Origin of the sequence: Pseudomonas sp. zjy_15, from assembly GCF_043101865.1 — a bacterium.
GTDB lineage: Bacteria > Pseudomonadota > Gammaproteobacteria > Pseudomonadales > Pseudomonadaceae > Aquipseudomonas > Aquipseudomonas putida_Y.
This window is the reverse complement of record NZ_JBICII010000051.1, coordinates 1-20,786: the sequence shown is the minus strand read 5'-3', so window position 1 is coordinate 20,786 and position 20,786 is coordinate 1. Positions and strand designations below refer to the sequence as shown.

Genomic DNA, 20,786 nt, shown 5'->3' with positions numbered 1-20,786 from the left:
TTGCCTCATTCACTCATGCCCAGGAGACTACGAGCGTACTCGCGCATCGGCGCGCCAAGCAAATCCTCCGGGGTGTTGTCGTGGAACGTCAACAAACCGCCACGGCTCTTGATGCGCGCGGTGTCGATCAGGTAGCGGGTATTGGTTTCTATCAGCATCATCTGCACCACGCCAGTATCCCAGCCCAAGCGGTCGACGGCCTGCTCGTCATACCACTCGTCACCATTGCCGATGCGATCGTCGGTACGCGCGAAGCGGGTGTACAGCAGGTAGTCGGCGCCTACCGAGCGCGCCTGGGCAATGGCCTCTTCCAGGCCCAGCGGGCCCTGGGCGCGACGCACCATCGGGAAGTATTCGACAAAGCTCTTGAAGGCCTGCTGGGCCACTGCATTCTGCCGAGGCACCGGCCCCTTGCCCGGCGGCACGAACGCACCTTGGCCAATGAAAATGAATGAATCAGGCTGCAGGCGGATCGACAAGGTGCGACGGGTTTCGCTGTGGTCCAGCAGACCGGCATCGCTCATGTGATAGCGGACACCCTCGCCCATATCACTGACATTCATGCAGCCGCCCAGCGCCATCAGCGCCAGCAGCAAGACCAGGCTACGCATCTTTCCTCCAGTGGCCGGCGACGAAAAACCGGCGAATAGCCGGCGGATGCAGCTTTTGCGCCAGCTTCAGCCACCGATCACTTTCATGACCGTCACGCCGCCGGAAAAGGCCAGGTCCTGTTTGTCTGCCAATGCCTTGACCAACAACCGCTGCAAGGCCGGCAACGCCTGATGACGCGGCTTTTCCAGCAGGTCGCCGACGAAGTGCCGGTTACCAGACGACAGGCAGCCATGCAGCCAGCCCGTGGAAGACAGGCGCAGCCGCGAGCAGGTACGGCAAAACGGCACGCTTTCGTTGGCGATAACGCCAAAGTGGCCCCTGCCGGGAATGTGGTAACGCATGGCAGTGGCGTCCAGCGGCGCATCCACCTGGGCGTAGGCATACTGGCCACCGATCAGCGCAAGCAGTTGGTCGAGGCCGACAAACTGTTGGAGAAAGGCGTTACGATCGTGGGCCAGGTGCCCCATGCGCATCAGTTCGATGAAGCGCAGTTCGAAGCCGCGCGCGAGGCAGTAATCCAGCAGCGGCAGTACCTGATCGAGGTTTTTCCCTCGCATCGGCACCATGTTGACCTTGATTCGCATGCCCAGGGCGCTCGCCCGCTCCATTCCGTCCAGCACAGTACCCAGGTCGCCGCCACGGGCAATCTGGCGGAAAGCCAGGGGGTCGAGGGTGTCGAGGGAAACGTTCAGCCGACGAATCCCGGCCGCCTGCAGTTGCGGCAACTTGCGCGCCAGCAACTGGCCATTGGTGGTCAGCGAGATGTCGTCAAGGTCGAGTTTGGCCACGGCAGCCAGAAAGGCATCCAGACGCGGGCTAACCAATGGCTCACCGCCAGTAATGCGCAGGCGCTCGATACCGGCAGCTTCGATCAGGTAGGCCACGCCACGGGCCAAGGCATCCGACGACAACTCGTCCTGCGCCGCCACCAACCGCTTGCCGTCAGGTACGCAGTAGGTACAGGCGTAGTTGCAGGCAGCCGTCAGGCTGACGCGCAGGTTACGAAAGCGCCTGCCTTGACGATCGACAATCATGAATGACTCCGGCATGGATGAAGGGGCTGGCAAAACCTGACTCATAAATCAGGTTTTTGCAAGCCCCAATGAACAATGCCGAATGTTCAAGCGATAGCCGAACGCTTCAGACTGCGCTGCCGAGTAGAGAACCCACGACGCAGTACTTGTGGGAGCGGGCGTGCCCGCGAAGAATCAAACGCGGTGGCTGGCACCGGCTGCGCCCGCTGCCACAGGGCCCGCGCAGTTCCGTGCAATGCTCAGTTCGAGGGTTCCGGGTCGCGCTTGCGCTTGTTGCCCATCCGCACGCCAATATCCATCAGGAACTGGAAGAAGCCTTCCTGATCCTCCAGCACATTGCTCCAGAATGGCGAGTGGTACAGCGCTACAGCGCCGTGCACCAGCGCCCAGGCAGCGCAGTAATGGAAATACGGTGGCACGTCTTCGAGTTTGCCTTCACTGATACGGCCCTTTATCAACAGGGTCAGGCGATCGAAGTTGGAAGCACGGATGCTGTGCAACTGCTCGACCATTTCCGGCACCTGGTTGCCCTTGACCACCTTTTCTTCAAGGCGGTCGAACAGCCGGTAGCGCTGCGGGTCGCGCATGCGGAACTCGAAGTAGGCGCGCGACAGGGCTTCCTTGTCACGGTCGACGTCGGCCGAGTGCAACAGCTCGTTCAGGTCACGCTCGTAATCGAGCATCAGGCGAAGGTAGATCTCCGCCTTGGACTTGAAGTGCTTGTAGATCGTGCCTTTGCCGATGCCCACGGCGTCGGCGATCATCTCGACAGTGACGCTGTCTTCACCTTGCTCGAGAAACAGCTTGAGCGCGGTATCGAGGATTTCCTGTTCGCGACGGCGAAACTCACGGACCTTACGAGGTTCTTTCTGCATGGGAAGGACTGGATGACAATCGAAGCGGTTTATTATGCCTAACTTGCGGGAAATTGCACGGATCATCCACACATGTCTGTGTTTCACGATGCATACGGCCATGCGCTGCGGGAGGAATGAAACGTTGGCGTATTCCAAATCTGTTTAAAAAACGTCCACTATGCACTGGCACTGCGCCAAACCTGACCAATACTTGAAGTGTTGGCGCGGCGCATCCCCCCCAGTGGCGCGCCGATAAAGGTGCTCAGGGACCGCGTACCTTTGTTTTACTCCTAATGGTCTTAACCCGGATTCCTCCCCCAGAACCCGGGTTTTTTTTGTGTTTTTGTGGGGAGGATGGTGTGACGGCTGTCAGGTGCGTGACGCAAGATTTTCAGCGCCTGTGAGATCGAGCGCCGCCCGCGCGGCGCTTCGCGGGTAAACCCGCTCCTACGCTTGTTTCGGGCCAATTAGGCCTGGGGGATTTGCGCGCGAACGCCTTGGCGCACGCCTCGATATCGCGTCGTACAAACAAGGCGGCCGCGCGCGCCTGGCACAGGACGGACTGGCCCGAAACAAACGTAGGAGCGGGTTTACCCGCGAAGCGCCGCGCGGGCGGCGCTCGATCTCATAGGCGCTGCAAGGGCTGTGGCAGGCACCTTGTGACCCTCACGCAATCTCCAACCCCGGTGAATCAATCCACACGCGCCAACGGGAATAGCCGCTTGAAGTTGGCGGTAGTCTGCTCGGCCAGTTGCTCATAACTGGCCCCACGCAGGGAAGCCACATACTCCGCCACCTCCCGCACATACTGCGGCAAGTTCGGCTTGCCCCGGTGCGGAATCGGCGCCAGGTACGGCGAATCGGTCTCCACCAGCAAGCGATCGACAGGCACCTGCCGCGCCACTTCACGCAACGCTTCGGCATTGCGGAAGGTCACGATGCCCGACAGCGAGATGTAATAACCCAGGTCCAGCGCAGCCTTGGCCATGTCCCAGTCCTCGGTAAAGCAGTGCAGCACGCCAGCCTGCGGCAGGTTGGCCTCACGCAGCAGCGCCAGGGTATCGGCGCGCGCCGCCCGGGTATGCACGATCACCGGCTTGCCAGTCTGCCTGGAGGCCTCCAGGTGCAGGCGGAACGAGGCCTGCTGGAGCTCCGCAGCCTCCGGCTCGTAGTGGTAATCCAGCCCGGTTTCACCAATCGCCACCACATGCGGGTGGGCCAATTCGCGCAACAGCCATTCCAACGCCGGGGTTTCGCCAGGGGCCAGGTCCAGCGGGTGCACGCCCACCGAGCAATCGACGTCAGCGTACTGCTCGCTCAGCGCCTTCACTGCACCCGCATTCTCGGCACTGACGCCAATGCACAAGAAATGCCCAACCCCACGCTCACGCGCCGCCTGCAGGGCAGCATCGAGGGAGCCCTGGTGGGCACTGAGGTCAAGACGGTCGAGGTGGCAATGAGAATCTACGAGCATGGGATAACGGCACACATGAAAAATGGAAAATCAGCGGGCACCCGGCAGTTGCAGCCAGTGAGCCAGCAGCGATTCAAGCAACAAGGCACGGTTGAGGTTGGCCTTGCCCAGCACCTTCTGGCGCTGCTCGAGGATCCATGCCTGCACCTCCAGCACCTTGGTCTGGCGGCTCTTCTGCGCCAGGTACTGCACGACCTTGCGCATATCGGCCAAGCCTAACCCTTCCTCGTCCTGGGTCAACTGGTAGCGCAGGATCAGGTGCGACCAATCGCAAAACCAGTCGAACAGCAGTAACAACGGCACACCGCTCCAGGCATCGGCCAGCTGGCTGGGCGATTGCTGCTGCTTGAGCAGCTTCTTCACCCCGTCAGTAACCAGCGCACGTTGCTCGCGCACACCCTGCGCCTGCAAGTTGACCGCCATCAATGGCGAACCCGCGGCCAGCGTCAGCAACTCATCGCGCTCGACCTCGTCGCAGTCGGGTAACGCGCCAGCCAGCCATGCCTGGCTCTGGGCCAGGCTGGGCTGCGGACAGACGACCTGCTGGCAGCGGCTCTTGATCGTCGGCAACAGGCGGCTGGGCTGGTGCGTAACCAGCAACAACACGGTATCACCGGAAGGTTCTTCAAGGCTTTTGAGCAGGGCGTTGGAGGCGTTGACATTCATCGCCTCCACCGGCTCGATCAACACCACCTTGCGCCCGCCCAGCTGCGCGGTTTGTACCACAAAGGCCACCAGTTCACGGACCTGGTCGACCTTGATCGGCTTGTCAGCCTCCTCAGGCTCGAGGACGAAGTTGTCCGGGTGGCTGCCGGCCTTGAGCAACAGGCACGACTTACACGCCCCACAAGCGTCCAGGCCCTGCGGCTGTTGGCACAACAGGCGCGCCATCAGACGCTCGGCCAGGGCCCGCTTGCCAATACCCTGCGGTCCATGCAGCAGATAAGCGTGGGCGTGCCGGCCGCGACCGGCCAGTTGCTGCCACAGCGCCTGCTGCCAAGGGTAGGCCTCAGCCACGGCAACGCCCCAGAATGCCTGGCAGCAGTGCATCAATGTCACGCTGCACAGCCTCCAGGGATTGTGCTGCATCGAGCAAGCTGTAGCGCTGTGGCGCACCCTGGGCGCGCTGCAGGTACGCCTGGCGCACCGCTTCGAAGAAGGCCTGTCCTTCCTGTTCGAATCGGTCCAGGCGGCCACGGGCGGCGGCTCGGGCAAGGCCGACTTCTACCGGCAGGTCGAAGACCAGGGTCAGGTCCGGGCGCAGGTTGCCCTGGACGAACTGCTCCAGGGCAGCGATACGCTCGACCGACAAGCCACGACCGCCGCCCTGATAGGCATAGGTAGCGTCCGTGAAACGGTCACACAGCACCACAGACCCGCGGGCCAGCGCCGGACGGATCACCTGCGCCAGGTGTTGGGCGCGAGCGGCGAACACCAGCAGCAGCTCGGTGTCGGCCGCCATGCCTTCGTCGCTCGGGGCCAGCAACAGTTCACGCACCTTTTCCGCCAGCGGCGTGCCGCCTGGCTCACGGGTCAGCACCACGTCCAGGCCGTGCTCGCGCAGGCGCGCGGCCAGGTAGTCGCGGTTGGTGCTCTTGCCCGCACCTTCGGGGCCTTCCAAAGTAATAAACAAGCCGCTCACAGGCAGTCCTTAATGTTGTTCGTCAGGCATCGGCCGCTCGGCCGCTTGCGCACCGCCGACAGGGGCATCCTGCGCAGGCGCTTCCTCGGGAGCGGGCTCAGGGCGCTGCGCGTCATCGGCGCCCGACGCCTGCTCGGCATCATCGGCACTTGGCTTTGCCTCTTGCTGCGGCGCGGGGCTGGAGCGGTAGTCCGACCGGCGCTTGAGCTGGAATTCGCGCACCGCCGAGTTGTGGCCGTCGAGGTCGTCGGAGAACACATGGCTGCCGTCGCCGCGGGCGACGAAGTAAAGACTGGTGCCATTGGACGGGTTCAGCGCCGCATGAATCGCCTCGCGGCCAACCATGGCGATCGGGGTCGGCGGCAGGCCGGTCATGGTGTAGGTGTTGTAGGGCGTAGGCTCGCGCAGGTCGGCGCGGGTGATCTTGCCGTTGTAGCGTTCACCCATGCCATAGATAACCGTCGGGTCGGTCTGCAGCATCATACCCAGGCGCATACGCCGCACGAAGACGCCGGCGATCTGCCCGCGCTCCTGCGGAATGCCGGTTTCCTTTTCGACCAGAGAGGCCATGATCAGCGCCTGGTAAGGGTCGCGATACGGCAGGTCTGTGGAACGCTCGGCCCACTCCTTGGCCAGCACTTCGTCCAGGCGCATGTAGGCCTGCTGCAGCAACTCGACATCGGTCATACCCCGCACGAAGCGGTACGTGTCGGGGAAGAAGCGGCCTTCGGGGAATACGCCGGTATGGCCGAGCTTGTCCATGACCTCGGCATCCGACAAGCCATCAAGGGTATGCTTGATCTTTTCATGCTTGGCCACGGCCGCGCGCACCTGGCGGAAGGTCCAGCCTTCGACCAGAGTGAGGTTGTACTGCACCACGTCGGCACGGCGCCAGGCGTCGAACAACTGCTCGACGGTCATGCCTGGGGTAAGACGGTACTCGCCGGTGTGCAGGGGGGTGCCGGCCATGTTGAAGCGCCAGTACAAACGCAACCAGACGGCATCGTCGAGCAACCCTTCTCGTTGCATGCTGTAGAACATGCGGTTGGGGTTGGTGCCATTGGGCACATCGAGCAGGCGTTCCTGCGTGACGTGCAAGGGCTGCTCCAGGACCGAGTTGACCTTCCAGGCCGACCAGCCAAACGCCAGGCCGGCAAGGATCAAGCCCATCTCCAGCAACAGCAGGAATTTACGTCTCACGAATTCAGGTTTCCAGTAACGTACGGGCAACGGCCTGCAGTTTACGAGTGAGCGGGCCTGGCGACCAGTTTAACGCGGCTACGCCACACACAGGCCAAATGCCGTAAACGCTATTGCAAACAAATACTTCATCTGCTTGCTCCAGCGCGTCGAATGACAGGTCGCAGACTTGTACCGCAATACCCAGCAGCGGGGCCTGTTCCAGCAGTGCGGCACGCATCACTCCCGCCACACCGCAACGGCTAAGGTCGGCAGTAAGCAGCACGCCATCACGCACCAGAAACAGATTGCTGTATACCCCTTCGATCACCCTGCCCTGCGCGTCACGCATCAGGCCTTCGGCATGGCCGCTGTCCTGCCATTCGGCACGGGCCAGCACCTGCTCCAGGCGGTTGAGGTGTTTGAGGCCGGCCAGCAGTGGTTGTTCCCCAAGCCGGGTCTGGCAAGGGAACAAGCGCACGCCATGCTCGGCATGCTCGGCAGGATAGCGGGGTAATGGGCTGCCTTGCAGGATCCGCCGCGGAGCGGCATCGACAGCGGGCGCATAGCCACGCTGGCTATCGCCACGGGTCAGAATGAGTTTGACGACACCCTCGCCCAACTGGCTGGCATAGCGCAGCAACTCGTCGCGTACCAGCGCCAGGTCGGCGTTGATTGCCAGGCGCTGGCAGCCCAGTGCCAAGCGTGCGAGGTGGCCGTCCAGCAAGCTGGGCCGGGCGCCTCGCACAGCGATGGTTTCGAACAGGCCATCGCCGTAGGCCAGGCCGCGGTTCTGCAGGTTGAGTGCAGTCGCCGGCTGGCCGTCGATCCAGCTGTGCATCAGCCGGCAAACCGGCGGAATACCAGCGAGCCGTTGGTGCCGCCAAAGCCGAACGAGTTGGACAGCACCACGTCGATCGGCATGCTGCGCGCCTGGTGGGGAACGAAGTCGAGGTCACACCCCTCGTCCGGCTCGTCCAGGTTGATGGTCGGCGGGGCCATCTGGCTATTGATGGCCAGCACGCTGAAGATCGCCTCCACCGCGCCCGCGGCGCCCAGCAAGTGACCGGTCATCGACTTGGTCGAGCTGACCGCCAGCTTGTAGGCATGCTCGCCGAACACGCGCTTGATCGCCGCCACTTCGGCCACATCGCCCGCCGGGGTAGAAGTGCCGTGGGCGTTGATGTAGCTGACTTCTTCCGGCTGGATACCGGCATCGCGCAAAGCGTTGGCCATGCAGCGGGCAGCGCCCTCGCCAGAGTCGGGTGGCGAGGTCATGTGGTAGGCGTCGCCGCTCATGCCAAAGCCAACCAGCTCTGCATAGATAGTCGCACCGCGGGCCTTGGCGTGCTCCAGCTCCTCGAGCACCAGGGCTCCGGCACCGTCGGACAACACAAAGCCGTCACGCCCCTTGTCCCACGGCCGGCTGGCCCGGCTGGGTTCGTCGTTGCGGGTGGACAACGCGCGCGAAGCGCCAAAACCGCCCATGCCCAGACCACAAGCGGCCATTTCGGCGCCACCAGCGATCATCACGTCAGCTTCACCGTAGGCGATATTGCGCGCGGCCATGCCGATGCAATGGGTGCCGGTGGTGCAAGCGGTGGCGATGGCGTAGTTCGGCCCCTGCAGGCCCAGGTGGATCGACAGGAAACCGGAGATCATGTTGATGATCGAACCCGGCACGAAGAACGGCGAAATGCGGCGCGGCCCCGAATCGTGCAGGGTGCGGCTGGTTTCTTCGATGTTGGTCAGGCCACCGATGCCCGAGCCCATGGCCACGCCAATACGCTCACGGTTGGCGTCGGTGACCTCCAGGCCGGCATTACGCACCGCCTGGAAACCGGCCGCCAGGCCGTACTGGATGAACAGATCGAGTTTGCGGGCCTCTTTGGCCGACAGGTACTGCTCAACCTCGAAGCCTTTCACCGAGCCGCCAAAACGGGTGGAGTAGGCAGACAGGTCCGTGTGTTCGATCGGACCAATGCCACTGCGGCCAGCCAGAATGCCCTGCCAGGTGCTCGGTACATCGGTACCCAGTGGCGACAGCATACCCATACCGGTGACCACGACGCGTCTACGCGACACAGTACTCTCCTTTTCTAATAACAGAGTCTCTTGCCATTGCATTCAAGCGCAGGAATGCAATGGCAACAGACTCTTGGTGCGCGGTGAACGAAGCGGCCTGAAGAACGCGAGGCGCTCGCAAAGAAAAAACCGCACGCCAGCGAAGGCAGTGCGGTTTTCCCCGACAAGTAGCGTCGACTGTAGCGTCTTAGGCCTGGTGGGCCAGGACGTAGTCGATAGCAGCTTGAACGGTAGTGATCTTCTCGGCTTCTTCGTCAGGGATTTCGGTCTCGAATTCCTCTTCCAGAGCCATCACCAGTTCAACGGTGTCAAGCGAATCGGCACCCAGGTCATCGACGAAGGACTTGGAGTTAGTCACTTCTTCTTCCTTGACGCCCAGTTGCTCGGCGACGATTTTCTTGACGCGTTCTTCGATGGTGCTCATACCTAGTTTTCACTCCTAATGGATATATGTCAGGCAGCTGGCCGGTGGCTAATTTTATAGAAAGACGTTCGCTTTTCAAGCGAAACGCACCTTCAGGCTAGTCACCACACCCGCTACCTGGAATCTGGTTGCAGCTTTATAACGGATTTTAGGCTCGCAGTATGACTCTTTTTTTACGAAACCCGTCACATTGAGTTGCAGTATTACATGTACATCCCGCCGTTTACCGGCACGGTGGCGCCGGTCACGTAGGCTGCGCCGTCGGAAGCCAGGAACGAAACCACCTTGGCAATTTCGTCAGCCTGGCCAAGGCGGCCCAGCGGAATCTGGGTCTGCAGGGCTTCGCGCTGAGCTTCCGGCAGCTCGCGGGTCATGTCGGTATCGATGAAGCCCGGGGTCACCGAGTTGACGGTGATGCCACGCGAACCCACTTCACGCGCCAAGGCGCGACTGAAACCTTCCAGGCCGGCCTTGGCAGCCGCGTAGTTGGCCTGACCAGCGTTACCCATGGCACCGACGACCGAGCCGATGCTGATGATACGACCCCAACGTGCCTTGGTCATGCCACGCAGCACACCCTTGGACAGACGGTAGAGGCTGTTCAGGTTGGTGTCGATGACATCGAACCACTCGTCGTCTTTCATGCGCAGCATGAGGTTGTCGCGGGTGATACCGGCGTTGTTGACCAGGATGGCCGGCGCGCCGAACTGCTCGCCAATGGCGGCCAGTACTGCTTCAACGGATTCGGCACTGGTCACGTTCAGCTCCATGCCGGTGCCGGTGATGCCGTGCTCTTTCAGGGTGGCAGCGATGCGCTCGGCGCCGGACGCCGAAGTGGCGGTGCCGATCACGGTCGCGCCCTGGCGGCCCAGTTCGAGGGCGATGGCCTGGCCAATGCCACGGCTGGCGCCGGTGACCAGTGCAACTTTACCTTGCAGGCTCATGCAAGCTTCTCCAAATCAGGCCAGTGCCGCGCGGGTGGCAGCAACGGCGTCAGGGGTGTTGAGGTTGTAGGTGGTCACGCCGTCGGCGCAACGCTTGTTAAGGCCAGCCAGGACCTTGCCCGGGCCACACTCGACCAGGTTGACCGCACCGTTGGCGGCCAGGGTCTGCACGCACTCGACCCAGCGTACCGGCTGGTACAGCTGTGCCAGCAGGTCGTGCTTGAGGGCATCGAGGTCGGCGGCGACGGCAGCAGTGACGTTCTGCACCACCGGAATCTGCGGGGCCTTCCATTCGATGGCATTGACCGAATCGGCAAAGCGCTCGGCGGCCGGCTTCATCAGGGCGCAGTGCGACGGAACGCTGACCGCCAGCGGCAGGGCGCGCTTGGCACCTTTGGCCTTGCACAGCTCCATGGCACGGTCTACCGCTGCCTTGTTACCGGCGATGACCACCTGACCAGGCGAGTTGAAGTTCACGGCGCTGACCACTTCGTCCTCAGCGGCTTCGGCGCAGAGCTCCACGACCACGGCATCGTCCAGACCGAGAATGGCAGCCATGGCGCCATGACCGGCCGGTACGGCTTCCTGCATCAGCTGACCGCGGCGCTCGACCAGGCGAACGGCATCTTTCAGGCTGATGCTGCCTGCGGCGACCAGGGCGCTGTATTCGCCCAGGCTGTGACCGGACACGAAGGCAGGCTTGGCACCGCCCTCTTCCAGCCACAGACGCCACAACGCGATGGACGCGGTGAGGATCGCCGGCTGGGTCTTGTCGGTCTGGTTAAGTTGCTCTTCCGGGCCATCCTGGACCAGCTTCCACAGGTCGTAGCCGAGCGCTTCGGACGCTTCCTTGAAGGTTTCGATGATCACTGGCTTCTCGGCGCCGAGCTCGGCGAGCATGCCCAGCGACTGGGAACCTTGACCGGGAAAGACGAATGCGAGGGATGCAGACATTGAACAAGCCCTTATGATCTTGTCGTCGGATAGTGTGCGCCAGGCCCGAGGCCAAGCGCGGAATCTGAAAACTTGGATGAAAACACAGACCAAGCGGTCACATTTAAGCACTTCATCGGCGAAATGCCTAAGGCAACAAGTCTTCAAGGCGGCCGTGCAGCCGCTGCGGCAAGTTTTCCTGAATTTCGATCAGCGCCCGCTGGATGGCACTCTGAAACCCCTGCACGCCCGCAGAGCCATGACTCTTGATGACGATACCCTGCAGCCCCAGGAAGCTCGCCCCATTGTGCCGCGCCGGCGCCAGGTCGGCCTGCAGACGCCTGAGCAGCGGCATGGCCACGGCCCCGGCAATGCGGGAAAAAGCACCGCCCTTGAACAGTTTTTCGATGCGCGCACCGATCATCGTCGCCAGGCCCTCGCTGGATTTGAGCAGTATGTTGCCAACAAAACCATCGCACACCACCACGTCCGCCTCACCCCGGTACAGGCCATCCCCTTCGACGAAACCGACATAGTTGAGGCCGCGGGCGTTCTGCAACAGCGTGGCAGCCAGCTTGACCTGCTGATTGCCTTTGATGTCCTCGGTACCGATATTCAACAGTGCCACGCGTGGCCGGTGCACACCCAGGGCCTGAGCGGCCACCGAGCCCATTACGGCGAACTGGTAGAGGTTTTCGGCACTGCAGTCGACATTCGCGCCCAGATCGAGCAGTTGGCAGTAACCCGTCTGGGTCGGGATCGCCGCCACCATGGCCGGCCGATCGATACCCGGCAGGGTCTTGAGCACGAAGCGCGACAACGCCATCAGCGCCCCGGTATTGCCGGCACTGACGCAGGCCTGGGCTTTTCCGTCGCGCACCAGTTCGAGGGCGATGCGCATCGACGAATCCGGCTTGCCGCGTAACGCCTGGGATGGCCGCTCGTCCATACCGATTACCTCACTGGCGGCGACAATCTGCAGGCGCGCGCGATCCGCGGCTGGCAGGCCACTGACGAGATCTTCAAGGAGGGAGGGTTGACCGACGAGGGTCAGGTGGAGCGAGGGGGTAGCCGAAAGGCAGGCAATGCTAGCCTGGACAATGCTGCGGGGACCGAAGTCCCCGCCCATTGCGTCGATCGCGATGACCTGAGCGGACAAGGATTACTCGTCAGCGCCCTTGTCAACCACTTTACGACCACGGTATACGCCTTCTGGCGAAACGTGGTGACGCAGGTGAACTTCACCAGTGGTTTTCTCTACCGACAGCGCGTTTTCCGACAGAGCGTCGTGCGAACGGCGCATGTCACGGGCAGAGCGGGATTTTTTGTTCTGCTGAACAGCCATAATTGATTAACTCCTAAACGTTTGGGTCACGCTTTAACTGCGCCAAAACACTGAACGGGTTGGACCGCGATACCTCGTCCTTGCTCGATTCGGGCTCGTCTGCGCCCGCCGGCTGCTGGCATTCTTCCGGATGATGAGCAGGCACGATTGGCAAGGCGAGCAAAAGCTCCTCCTCGACCAATGCCTGCAGATCCAAAGGATCTTCGCCCAGTTCCAGCACGTCATAGCCTTTCGGCAACGACTGGGTATTCGCACCCTCCTTCACCACCGCGTAAGTACATTCGCTGTGGATCGGCAGGGTGACCAGCTCAAGACAACGCTGGCAAACCATCTTGACTTCGACGTCCAGCTCGCTGTGGATAACCACCACGTGCTGCTCATCTCGTTCAAAATCGAACTTCGCCTGCACCGTACCGACATTGTCGGAAAGCGGGTCGCAGAGTCTTTCCAAATCAGCGAGTTGCAGCGAACCGTTAAGGGTTACGCCACGATCGGCTAATTTGCGCGGGTCAACGTGAGGTGGAATCGGGTCATTCAACATAGGCGCAGCATTCTAGGGATGCCCCCCGCCCCTGTCAAAGGAAATTAGGCGGCATCGTGCGTGATAGAATTGGTTCAACCGAACCCGGAGTCTACCATGCTTCCTTTGTTACTGGCTTCCAGCTCTGCCTATCGCCGCGAACTGCTCGCACGCCTGCACCTGCCCTTCACCTGGGCAAGCCCCGACATAGACGAGCAACGCCTGGATGGCGAGCCGCCCGTAGAACTGGTGCGCCGGCTGGCCAGGCAAAAGGCCGAGGTATTGGCAGGCAGCCATCCCGGGCACCTGATTATCGGCTCGGACCAGGTTGCAGTATTGGGTGAGCAGGTGCTGGGCAAGCCACATACATTCGAGCGCGCCTGCGAGCAACTACTGGAGTGCAGCGGGCAACAGGTGAACTTCCTGACCGGGCTGGCACTGCTGAACAGCGCCACCGGGCACTGCCAGGTAGATTGCGTGCCTTTTACCGTGACACTGCGCGAATTGAGCAGGGAACAGGTAGAGCGTTACGTGACAGCAGAACAGCCGCTGGATTGCGCAGGGAGCTTCAAGGCGGAGGGGTTGGGGGTGAGCTTGTTCCAGAGCACGCACGGGTGCGATGCGACCAGCCTGATCGGGCTGCCGCTGATTCGGCTGGTGGATATGCTGACCAAGGAAGGGGTGATGGTTCCGTAACCTGGCCGGGGATTTGGGCGCCCGGCGGATCGAGCGCCGCCCGGGAGGGTGAACGATCGGGGATGTTGGACGGCTGGTCCGGCCTATTCGCGGGTAAACCCGCTCCTACAACGGGCACCCCGATCGATGAGCGAGCCTGAGCGCAATGCGCCGCGCGGGCGGCGCTCGATCTGCCAGGCAAAACAAGCTGCGACGGACTCAACGCAACTGCGGCCCCTGGAACCCCATCCACATCGCCAGGTGCTCAGCCACGCTGGCCCCCACGCGCTTGGAGAAGCGATCGAAAGGCGACTCCTGAACAGTGAAGTCCACCAACTCCTTTTCGCCCACGATTTCACGCGCCACATAGCTGGCACTGCCCAAGCCATCCACCAGCCCCAGCGCCTTGGCCTGCTCACCCGACCAGATCAGGCCGCTGAACAACTCCGGGTGCTCCTTATCCTTCAGGCGCTCACCCCGCCCCTGCTTCACCATGGCGATGAACTGTTGGTGCGTGGTATCCAGCACACCCTGCCAGAACCGGGTCTCGTCTGGTTTTTCCGGCGAAAACGGATCAAGGAACGCCTTGTGCTCACCCGATGTATAGGCACGCCGCTCGACCCCCAGCTTTTCCATGGCGCCGACAAAGCCATAACCGGCCGCCGTCACACCAATGGAACCCACCAGACTGGCCTTGTCGGCATAGATCTCGTCCGCCGCACTGGCGATGTAATAGGCACCGGAAGCACCCAGGTCGGCGATCACCGCATACAGCTTGATAGCGGGATATTCGGCACGCAGGCGACGAATTTCGTCATACACGTAACCCGCCTGCACCGGGCTGCCACCCGGACTGTTGATGCGCATCACCACAGCCTTGGTCTTGTCATCCCTGAACGCCGCTCGCAGGCTCTTGACGATGTTATCGGCGCTGGCAGCCTCCTGATCGGCAATCACCCCGCGCACCTCGACCAGCGCGGTATGGCTGGCACCGCGCGAAGCGGCCTTGTCCATGTCCATCAGCGGCGAGAACAACGCCAGAATGCCGAACAGGTAGACGAAGGTCAGCAGCTTGAAGAAGATCCCCCAGCGCCGCGACCGTCGCTGCTCCTGCACACTGGCCAGCAAGGTCTTTTCCAGCAGCTTCCAGCTGTTGCGCTCTTCGCGCTCCCCGGGCTCGGCCTCTGGGGCTTTCCATTCGTCTGCCATGCTTACCTACCTTGGAAGTGGAGTTGCGGAACCACCCAGCCACTCGCGCAACTGGGAAAAGTGATCGATGCATACCTGCGGGCCAAACTCGGCCAGCGCCTGCAGCGACATGGCACCATAGCCAACCGCCACCGAATGCATGCCGGCATTGCTGGCCATCTGCAGGTCGAATGCCGAATCTCCGACCATCAGTGCACGCGTCGGTTCGACGCCACAATGACCGAGGATTTCCTCGAGCATCAGCGGGTGCGGCTTGCCCCGGGTCTCGTCAGCGGCACGGGTGATATCGAAGAACCGCTCCCAGCCATTGGCCTTGAGCACCCGATCCAGCCCGCGACGGGCCTTGCCGGTGGCCACCGCCAGGCGGTAACCCTCGGCACGAAAGGCATCCAGCGACTCGACCACGCCTTCGAACAGCGGCGAAGGCTGCTGATCCAGCGCAACGTAGACATCGGCATAGTGCTGACGGAAGCTGGCAACCCCTGCAGGCGCCAGGTGCGGGTACAGGGTGTGGATCGCCTCGTCCAGGGCCAGACCGATGATACCCTTGACCGCAGCGTCGCTGCTCTGCGCCTCGCCGGCACGCTCGGCGGCGACACTCATGGCCTCGACGATACGCCCAATGGAATCGGCCAGGGTGCCGTCCCAGTCGAAGATCAGTAGCTCATAGCCTTTTTTCATGGGTCAGGACGCACTCAGACGTTCAACGGTTTTCGCCCAGACCTCATCCACAGGCGCCTCGAGCTTCAATTCACCGCCGTCCGGCAGCGGCACGGTCAACGCATAGGCATGCAGGAACAGGCGCTTGCCACCCAGCTCACGAATTTCCCGGCTGAAATCTTCGTCGCCATACTTGCTGTCGCCAGCGATCATGTACCCGGCATGCAGCGCGTGCACGCGGATCTGATGGGTACGACCGGTGATCGGGCGCGCCTCGACAATGGTGGCAAAGTCGCCAAAACGGCGCAGCACCCGAAACAGGGTCAGCGCCTCTTTGCCTTCCTCGTTCACTTCAACCATGCGCTCACCGGAACGCAGGTTGCTCTTGAGCAACGGCGCGTTGACCTGCTTTTTCGAGGTTGGCCAGTGGCCGCGCACCAGCGCCATGTAGCGCTTGTCGACACCATCGCCGCGCAGGGCGGCATGCAGGTGGCGCAGCATGCTGCGCTTCTTGGCGATCATCAACAGACCAGACGTGTCGCGATCCAGGCGGTGCACCAACTCCAGCTCCTTGGCGTCCGGGCGCAACTGGCGCAGCGCCTCGATCACCCCGAAGCTCAGGCCACTGCCGCCATGCACGGCGATGCCGGCCGGCTTGTTCATCACGATAAGCGCCTTGTCTTCGTAAACAATGGCGGCCTCCAGGCGCTGCAGCAGGCCTTGGGCCACCGGCGCCGGCTCGTCTCGCTCCGGCAAGCGGACGGGCGGAACCCGCACGATGTCGCCGGCCTGGATTTTGTACTCCGGCTTGACGCGGCCCTTGTTGACCCTCACCTCACCCTTGCGCAGGATGCGGTAGACCAGTGTCTTGGGCACGCCCTTGAGGGCCGTGATGAGGAAATTATCGATGCGTTGGCCGGCAAGCTCCGGCGCGACTTCGATCAGCTGAACGCCGGAAGTCGGAGGGGTATTGGTCGTCATTGCGGGATCATAACAATTTTTTATGGAATTGAAGCACTTAATCATTGCTGCTATAGTCGCGAACGCCGCCAAAAGCGGCAGGCCAGCGGCATCAGGCTCTTTGCCGGTCCCTGACCTTCGCAATTCTCCAGGACGCGAGGCCGTCCTACGGGGTTTTCGCCAGTTTACCGAAATGCCTGGAATCGCCACCAGCGCCGTGTAGAGAAGACCGAAAAAAAACGACAAGTGCGGTGTTTCACCTGCTTACCCGATTCTTTTCGCTGCACCTCTGCCCGCGAGTCGCTTCCACGCATCGCCCGGCGAATGCTTCGGAAATACCTGCCTTGGACATGAATGGCGCCAGCGCAGAACCAGCGCTGGCGAAAAATGCAACCCGTTGCGGATTCAGCGCGCGGCAGCACCCGAATTATCAGGGATACGTGCAGGGTGGAGATGCACAGCCCTCGGACCGTGTAGCACCGCGTCCGGCCACCAGCCCACTGACGGCTGGTGAGCGGATAAGGTCCTGAACAGATGCCCTCCGGGCGTCCACGGCTGACGGTTGATTCCTCCTCCTGACTGAGTGCACAAGGCCCGCTTGGTTGATTCGGATACCTATTCGAAGCCACCGGGGCCTTGTTGGCACCGCAGCAAACAGGACGCGTCGTCGCGACAACGGCAGGCTGGGCAACCGGCTGGTGCCGAACGTCGCTCGACACGGGGGTGGCCCGGCCACCCTTTGCGCACCTTGGCACCGACCATGAGACGTCGTGTGTGCCGAACGCCGTTTCCGGCAGCCCGGAAACCGACGGTACAACATGAAAAGAATGCTGATTAACGCGACTCAACCCGAAGAGTTGCGTGTAGCCCTGGTGGACGGCCAACGTCTCTACGACCTGGACATCGAGTCCGGCGCGCGCGAGCAGAAAAAGGCCAACATCTACAAAGGCAAGATCACCCGCATCGAACCCAGCCTCGAAGCCGCCTTCGTCGACTTCGGTTCCGAACGTCACGGCTTCCTGCCGCTGAAAGAAATCTCCCGCGAGTACTTCAAGAAGGCCCCAGAAGGCCGGGTCAACATCAAGGAAGTGCTCAGCGAAGGCCAGGAAGTCATCGTTCAGGTCGAGAAGGAAGAGCGCGGCAACAAAGGCGCCGCCCTCACCACCTTCATCAGCCTGGCCGGCCGCTATCTGGTGCTGATGCCCAACAACCCGCGTGCCGGTGGCATCTCCCGCCGCATCGAAGGCGAAGAGCGCAACGAACTGCGCGAAGCCCTGAACGGCCTGACCGTGCCGGGCGACATGGGCCTGATCGTGCGCACTGCCGGCCTTGGCCGCAGCAGCGAAGAAATGCAATGGGACCTGGACTACCTGCTGCAACTGTGGACCGCCATCAAGGAAGCGTCCCTGGACCGCGCCGCGCCATTCCTGATCTATCAGGAAAGCAACGTCATCATCCGCGCCATCCGCGACTACCTGCGCCAGGACATCGGCGAAGTGCTGATCGACAGCATCGAAGCCCAGGAAGAAGCACTGACCTTCATCCGCCAGGTGATGCCGCAGTACGCCAGCAAGGTCAAGCTGTACGAAGACAGCGTGCCGCTGTTCAACCGCTTCCAGATCGAAAGCCAGATCGAGACGGCCTTCCAGCGCGTGGTTGACCTGCCGTCCGGTGGCTCGATCGTGATCGACCCGACCGAAGCCCTGGTGTCCATCGACATCAACTCGGCGCGCGCCACCAAAGGCAGCGACATCGAAGAAACCGCCCTGCAGACCAACCTGGAAGCGGCCGAGGAAATCGCCCGCCAGCTGCGCCTGCGTGACATCGGCGGCCTGATCGTCATCGACTTCATCGACATGACCCCGGCAAAGAACCAACGCGCCGTTGAAGAGCGCGTTCGTGAATGCCTGGAAGCCGACCGCGCCCGCGTACAGGTAGGCCGCATCTCGCGCTTCGGCCTGCTGGAAATGTCCCGTCAGCGCCTGCGCCCATCGCTGGGCGAAAGCAGCGGCATCGTTTGCCCGCGCTGCTCCGGCACCGGCATCATCCGTGACGTCGAGTCGCTGTCGCTGGCCATCCTGCGCCTGATCGAAGAAGAAGCCCTGAAGGACCGCACCGCCGAAGTACGCGCTCAGGTGCCGATCCCGGTAGCCGCTTTCCTGCTGAACGAAAAGCGCAACTCGATCACCAAAATCGAGCTGCGCACCCGTGCGCGCATCATCATCCTGCCGAACGACCACCTGGAAACCCCGCACTTCGAAGTCCAGCGCCTGCGCGACGACAACCCTGAAGTGCTGAACAACCAGTCCAGCTACGAAATCGCCGCCGCCGAAGCCGAAGAAGCGCCGCAGCCAACCGCCACCCGCACCCTGGTACGCCAGGAAGCCGCAGTGAAAACGGCCCCGGCCCGCGCCAACGCACCGGTACCGGTCGCCGCTGAAGAGCCCCAGCCTGCCGCGCCGGTCGCCCCTGCCCCGAGCGCTCCAGAGCCAAGCCTGTTCAAAGGCCTGGTGAAGTCGCTGGTCAGCCTGTTCGCCGGCAAGGACGAGCCTGCCGCCGCGCCAGTGGTTCCCGCCGCCGAAAAACCGGCCGCCGAGCGCAGCCCGCGCAACGAAGAACGCCGCAACGGCCGCCAGCAAAGCCGCAACCGCAACGGCCGCCGCGACGAAGAACGCAAGCCGCGCGAAGAGCGTGCCGAGCGCGCACCGCGTGAAGAGCGTGCACCGCGCGAAGAACGCGCCCCACGTGAAGAGCGTGTACCGCGTGAGGAACGCGCCCCACGTGAAGAGCGTGCACCGCGCGAGGAACGCGCCCCACGCGAAGAACGTGCTCCACGCCAGCCACGCGAAGACCGCCGTAGCAACCGCGGCGAAGAGCGCGTTCGCGAATTGCGCGAGCCGCTGGACGCTACGCCACCAGCCGAACGCGAAGAGCGCCAGCCGCGTGAAGAGCGTGCTCCACGCGAAGAGCGTGCACCTCGTGAAGAACGTGCCCAACGTGAAGAGCGCGCACCTCGTGAGGAACGTGCTCCACGCGAAGAGCGCACACCTCGTGAGGAACGTGCCCCACGTGAAGAGCGCGCACCTCGTGAGGAACGTGCTCCACGTGAAGAGCGCGCACCTCGTGAAGAACGTGCTCCACGTGAAGAACGCGCCCCGCGCCCACCACGCGAAGAGCGCCAACCACGCGCTGTCGAAGAAGCTGCCGAACAGGCTGCCGAGCTGGCCGAAGAGCAACTGCCAAGCGAAGAGCTGCAGCAAGACGAGCAGGAAGGCACCGATGGCGAGCGCCCGCGCCGCCGCTCCCGTGGCCAGCGTCGTCGCAGCAACCGTCGTGAGCGTCAGCGCAACGCCAATGGCGAACTGATCGACGGCAGTGAAGAAGAAGGCAGCGAAGAGCAGCCACAACAGCACCAGGCCACCGAGCTGGGTGCCGAACTGGCTGCCGGCCTTGCCGTGACGGCTGCTGTCGCCAGCAGCAACATCAGCTCCGACGCAGAAGCCCAGGCCAACCAGCAGGCCGAGCGTGCTACCGCCGAAGTCGCTACCGTTGCAGAAACCGACAACAGCGAAGCCACCCAGCCGGTCGAGCAGGTCGAAGCGGTCGCCAAAGCTGAAGAAGCGTCCGTGGCCCCAGCGGTCGAGCAGCCGGTCACCGAGCCAGTGGCCGCAGCCGAGGCAACTGCCGAGCCTGTGATCGAAACTACCCCGCAGCCTGTCGCTGAAGACGCACCTGCTGTTGAGTCGGCCGTGGTTGCAGAAACCGTGGCCGCTGAAACCCCAGTAGAAGCCCCAACGGTGGAAGCCGGTGAAATCGAACAGGCCCCGGCCGTGGTCGAAGTCACTCCGGTTGCTGTACAGCCTGCCCCGGTTGTCGAAGCCCAGCCAGAAGTGGCGGCCGAGCCTGCACCTGCAGCGGTCGAACCTGCCACTGTCATGCTGGCCAACGGCCGCGCACCGAACGACCCACGTGAAGTGCGTCGCCGCAAGCGTGAGGCCGAGGCTGCTGCCAAAGCCGCACAGGAAGCTGCTGCAGCCTCCCAGGAACCAGCCCTGGAAGCCGCCAATGAGCACAAACCTCATCACGGCTGATAGCCAAAGCTGAATGAAAAAGCCCCGCCAGTGCGAACTGGCGGGGCTTTTTTTGGCTTGCCTGACTGGCCTCTTCGCGGGTAAACCCGCTCCTACAATGGCCTGTGTCCGACCCCCGATGTGTGTCCACCACCGATCAGCG

The 20,786-nt window shown here is 62.6% G+C and carries 20 protein-coding genes; 2 read left to right on the top strand and 18 right to left on the bottom strand.

Features of this window, described 5'->3' with window-relative positions:
* Positions 1–5 precede the first annotated feature (5 nt).
* The 15 genes from ACF8EF_RS09675 to ACF8EF_RS09605 form a co-directional block, all read right to left on the bottom strand.
* A complete protein-coding gene (locus tag ACF8EF_RS09675; protein WP_176685754.1) occupies positions 6–611 on the bottom strand; it encodes a DUF4823 domain-containing protein in 606 nt (201 codons plus the stop codon).
* Positions 612–677: 66 nt separating this feature from the next.
* Positions 678–1,646 (bottom strand): GTP 3',8-cyclase MoaA, encoded by a 969-nt coding sequence (locus tag ACF8EF_RS09670; RefSeq protein ID WP_176685755.1) that lies wholly within the window; start codon positions 1,644–1,646, stop codon positions 678–680.
* A 239-nt stretch (positions 1,647–1,885) separates the two neighbouring features.
* The gene (locus tag ACF8EF_RS09665) at positions 1,886–2,521 is read right to left on the bottom strand and encodes a TetR/AcrR family transcriptional regulator (protein ID WP_021784990.1); all 636 of its coding nucleotides are present in this window, start codon (positions 2,519–2,521) and stop codon (positions 1,886–1,888) included.
* A 673-nt stretch (positions 2,522–3,194) separates the two neighbouring features.
* Positions 3,195–3,977: a TatD family hydrolase gene (locus ACF8EF_RS09660; RefSeq protein WP_021784989.1), complete on the bottom strand. Its 783-nt coding sequence runs from the start codon at positions 3,975–3,977 to the stop codon at positions 3,195–3,197.
* A 30-nt stretch (positions 3,978–4,007) separates the two neighbouring features.
* Positions 4,008–4,994 carry a DNA polymerase III subunit delta' gene (locus ACF8EF_RS09655; protein WP_392462101.1) on the bottom strand — a complete coding sequence of 329 codons (987 nt, stop codon included), beginning with the start codon at positions 4,992–4,994 and terminating at the stop codon, positions 4,008–4,010.
* A complete protein-coding gene (gene tmk / locus ACF8EF_RS09650; protein WP_392462098.1) occupies positions 4,987–5,619 on the bottom strand; it encodes a dTMP kinase in 633 nt (210 codons plus the stop codon). Before tmk ends, ACF8EF_RS09655 begins: the two co-directional genes overlap by 8 nt.
* Before the next feature lie 9 nt (positions 5,620–5,628).
* Positions 5,629–6,819 (bottom strand): endolytic transglycosylase MltG, encoded by a 1,191-nt coding sequence (gene mltG, locus ACF8EF_RS09645; protein ID WP_392462096.1) that lies wholly within the window; start codon positions 6,817–6,819, stop codon positions 5,629–5,631.
* Positions 6,820–6,823: 4 nt separating this feature from the next.
* Positions 6,824–7,639, bottom strand: coding sequence for an aminodeoxychorismate lyase (gene pabC, locus ACF8EF_RS09640; protein ID WP_209964427.1), 816 nt, complete (start codon positions 7,637–7,639; stop codon positions 6,824–6,826).
* Complete coding sequence (gene fabF / locus ACF8EF_RS09635; protein ID WP_010952938.1) at positions 7,639–8,883, bottom strand: beta-ketoacyl-ACP synthase II; 1,245 nt, start codon at positions 8,881–8,883, stop codon at positions 7,639–7,641. Before fabF ends, pabC begins: the two co-directional genes overlap by 1 nt.
* A gap of 187 nt (positions 8,884–9,070) precedes the next feature.
* On the bottom strand, positions 9,071–9,307 hold the full coding sequence (gene acpP / locus ACF8EF_RS09630) for an acyl carrier protein (protein ID WP_021784983.1): 237 nt from the start codon (positions 9,305–9,307) through the stop codon (positions 9,071–9,073).
* A gap of 203 nt (positions 9,308–9,510) precedes the next feature.
* Positions 9,511–10,251, bottom strand: coding sequence for a 3-oxoacyl-ACP reductase FabG (gene fabG, locus ACF8EF_RS09625; protein ID WP_003247160.1), 741 nt, complete (start codon positions 10,249–10,251; stop codon positions 9,511–9,513).
* Positions 10,252–10,266: 15 nt separating this feature from the next.
* On the bottom strand, positions 10,267–11,205 hold the full coding sequence (gene fabD, locus ACF8EF_RS09620; RefSeq protein ID WP_129933675.1) for an ACP S-malonyltransferase: 939 nt from the start codon (positions 11,203–11,205) through the stop codon (positions 10,267–10,269).
* A gap of 127 nt (positions 11,206–11,332) precedes the next feature.
* Positions 11,333–12,343 carry a phosphate acyltransferase PlsX gene (plsX, locus tag ACF8EF_RS09615; protein WP_339444543.1) on the bottom strand — a complete coding sequence of 337 codons (1,011 nt, stop codon included), beginning with the start codon at positions 12,341–12,343 and terminating at the stop codon, positions 11,333–11,335.
* Positions 12,344–12,346: 3 nt separating this feature from the next.
* Positions 12,347–12,529, bottom strand: a complete 183-nt coding sequence (gene rpmF / locus ACF8EF_RS09610; protein ID WP_003247154.1) for a 50S ribosomal protein L32 — start codon at positions 12,527–12,529, stop codon at positions 12,347–12,349.
* Positions 12,530–12,542: 13 nt separating this feature from the next.
* Positions 12,543–13,070: a YceD family protein gene (locus ACF8EF_RS09605; protein ID WP_010952934.1), complete on the bottom strand. Its 528-nt coding sequence runs from the start codon at positions 13,068–13,070 to the stop codon at positions 12,543–12,545.
* Between the two features lie 96 nt (positions 13,071–13,166).
* Here ACF8EF_RS09605 and ACF8EF_RS09600 point away from each other — a divergent pair, with 96 nt between their 5' ends.
* Entirely contained in the window at positions 13,167–13,745 is a 579-nt protein-coding gene (locus ACF8EF_RS09600) for a nucleoside triphosphate pyrophosphatase (RefSeq protein WP_176685459.1), read from the top strand.
* A 198-nt stretch (positions 13,746–13,943) separates the two neighbouring features.
* Here ACF8EF_RS09600 and ACF8EF_RS09595 read toward each other — a convergent pair whose 3' ends face one another.
* From ACF8EF_RS09595 to rluC, 3 genes are read right to left on the bottom strand one after another with little or no spacing between them, the layout of a single operon-like run.
* Positions 13,944–14,933, bottom strand: a complete 990-nt coding sequence (locus tag ACF8EF_RS09595) for a S49 family peptidase (protein WP_176685458.1) — start codon at positions 14,931–14,933, stop codon at positions 13,944–13,946.
* Positions 14,934–14,939: 6 nt separating this feature from the next.
* Positions 14,940–15,614: an HAD family hydrolase gene (locus tag ACF8EF_RS09590; protein ID WP_176685457.1), complete on the bottom strand. Its 675-nt coding sequence runs from the start codon at positions 15,612–15,614 to the stop codon at positions 14,940–14,942.
* A gap of 3 nt (positions 15,615–15,617) precedes the next feature.
* A complete protein-coding gene (gene rluC / locus ACF8EF_RS09585; protein WP_392462094.1) occupies positions 15,618–16,574 on the bottom strand; it encodes a 23S rRNA pseudouridine(955/2504/2580) synthase RluC in 957 nt (318 codons plus the stop codon).
* Between the two features lie 797 nt (positions 16,575–17,371).
* On the opposite strand from rluC, the gene rne reads away from it, so the two are divergent.
* Complete coding sequence (gene rne, locus ACF8EF_RS09580) at positions 17,372–20,644, top strand: ribonuclease E (protein WP_392462092.1); 3,273 nt, start codon at positions 17,372–17,374, stop codon at positions 20,642–20,644.
* The last annotated feature ends 142 nt before the right edge of the window (positions 20,645–20,786 follow it).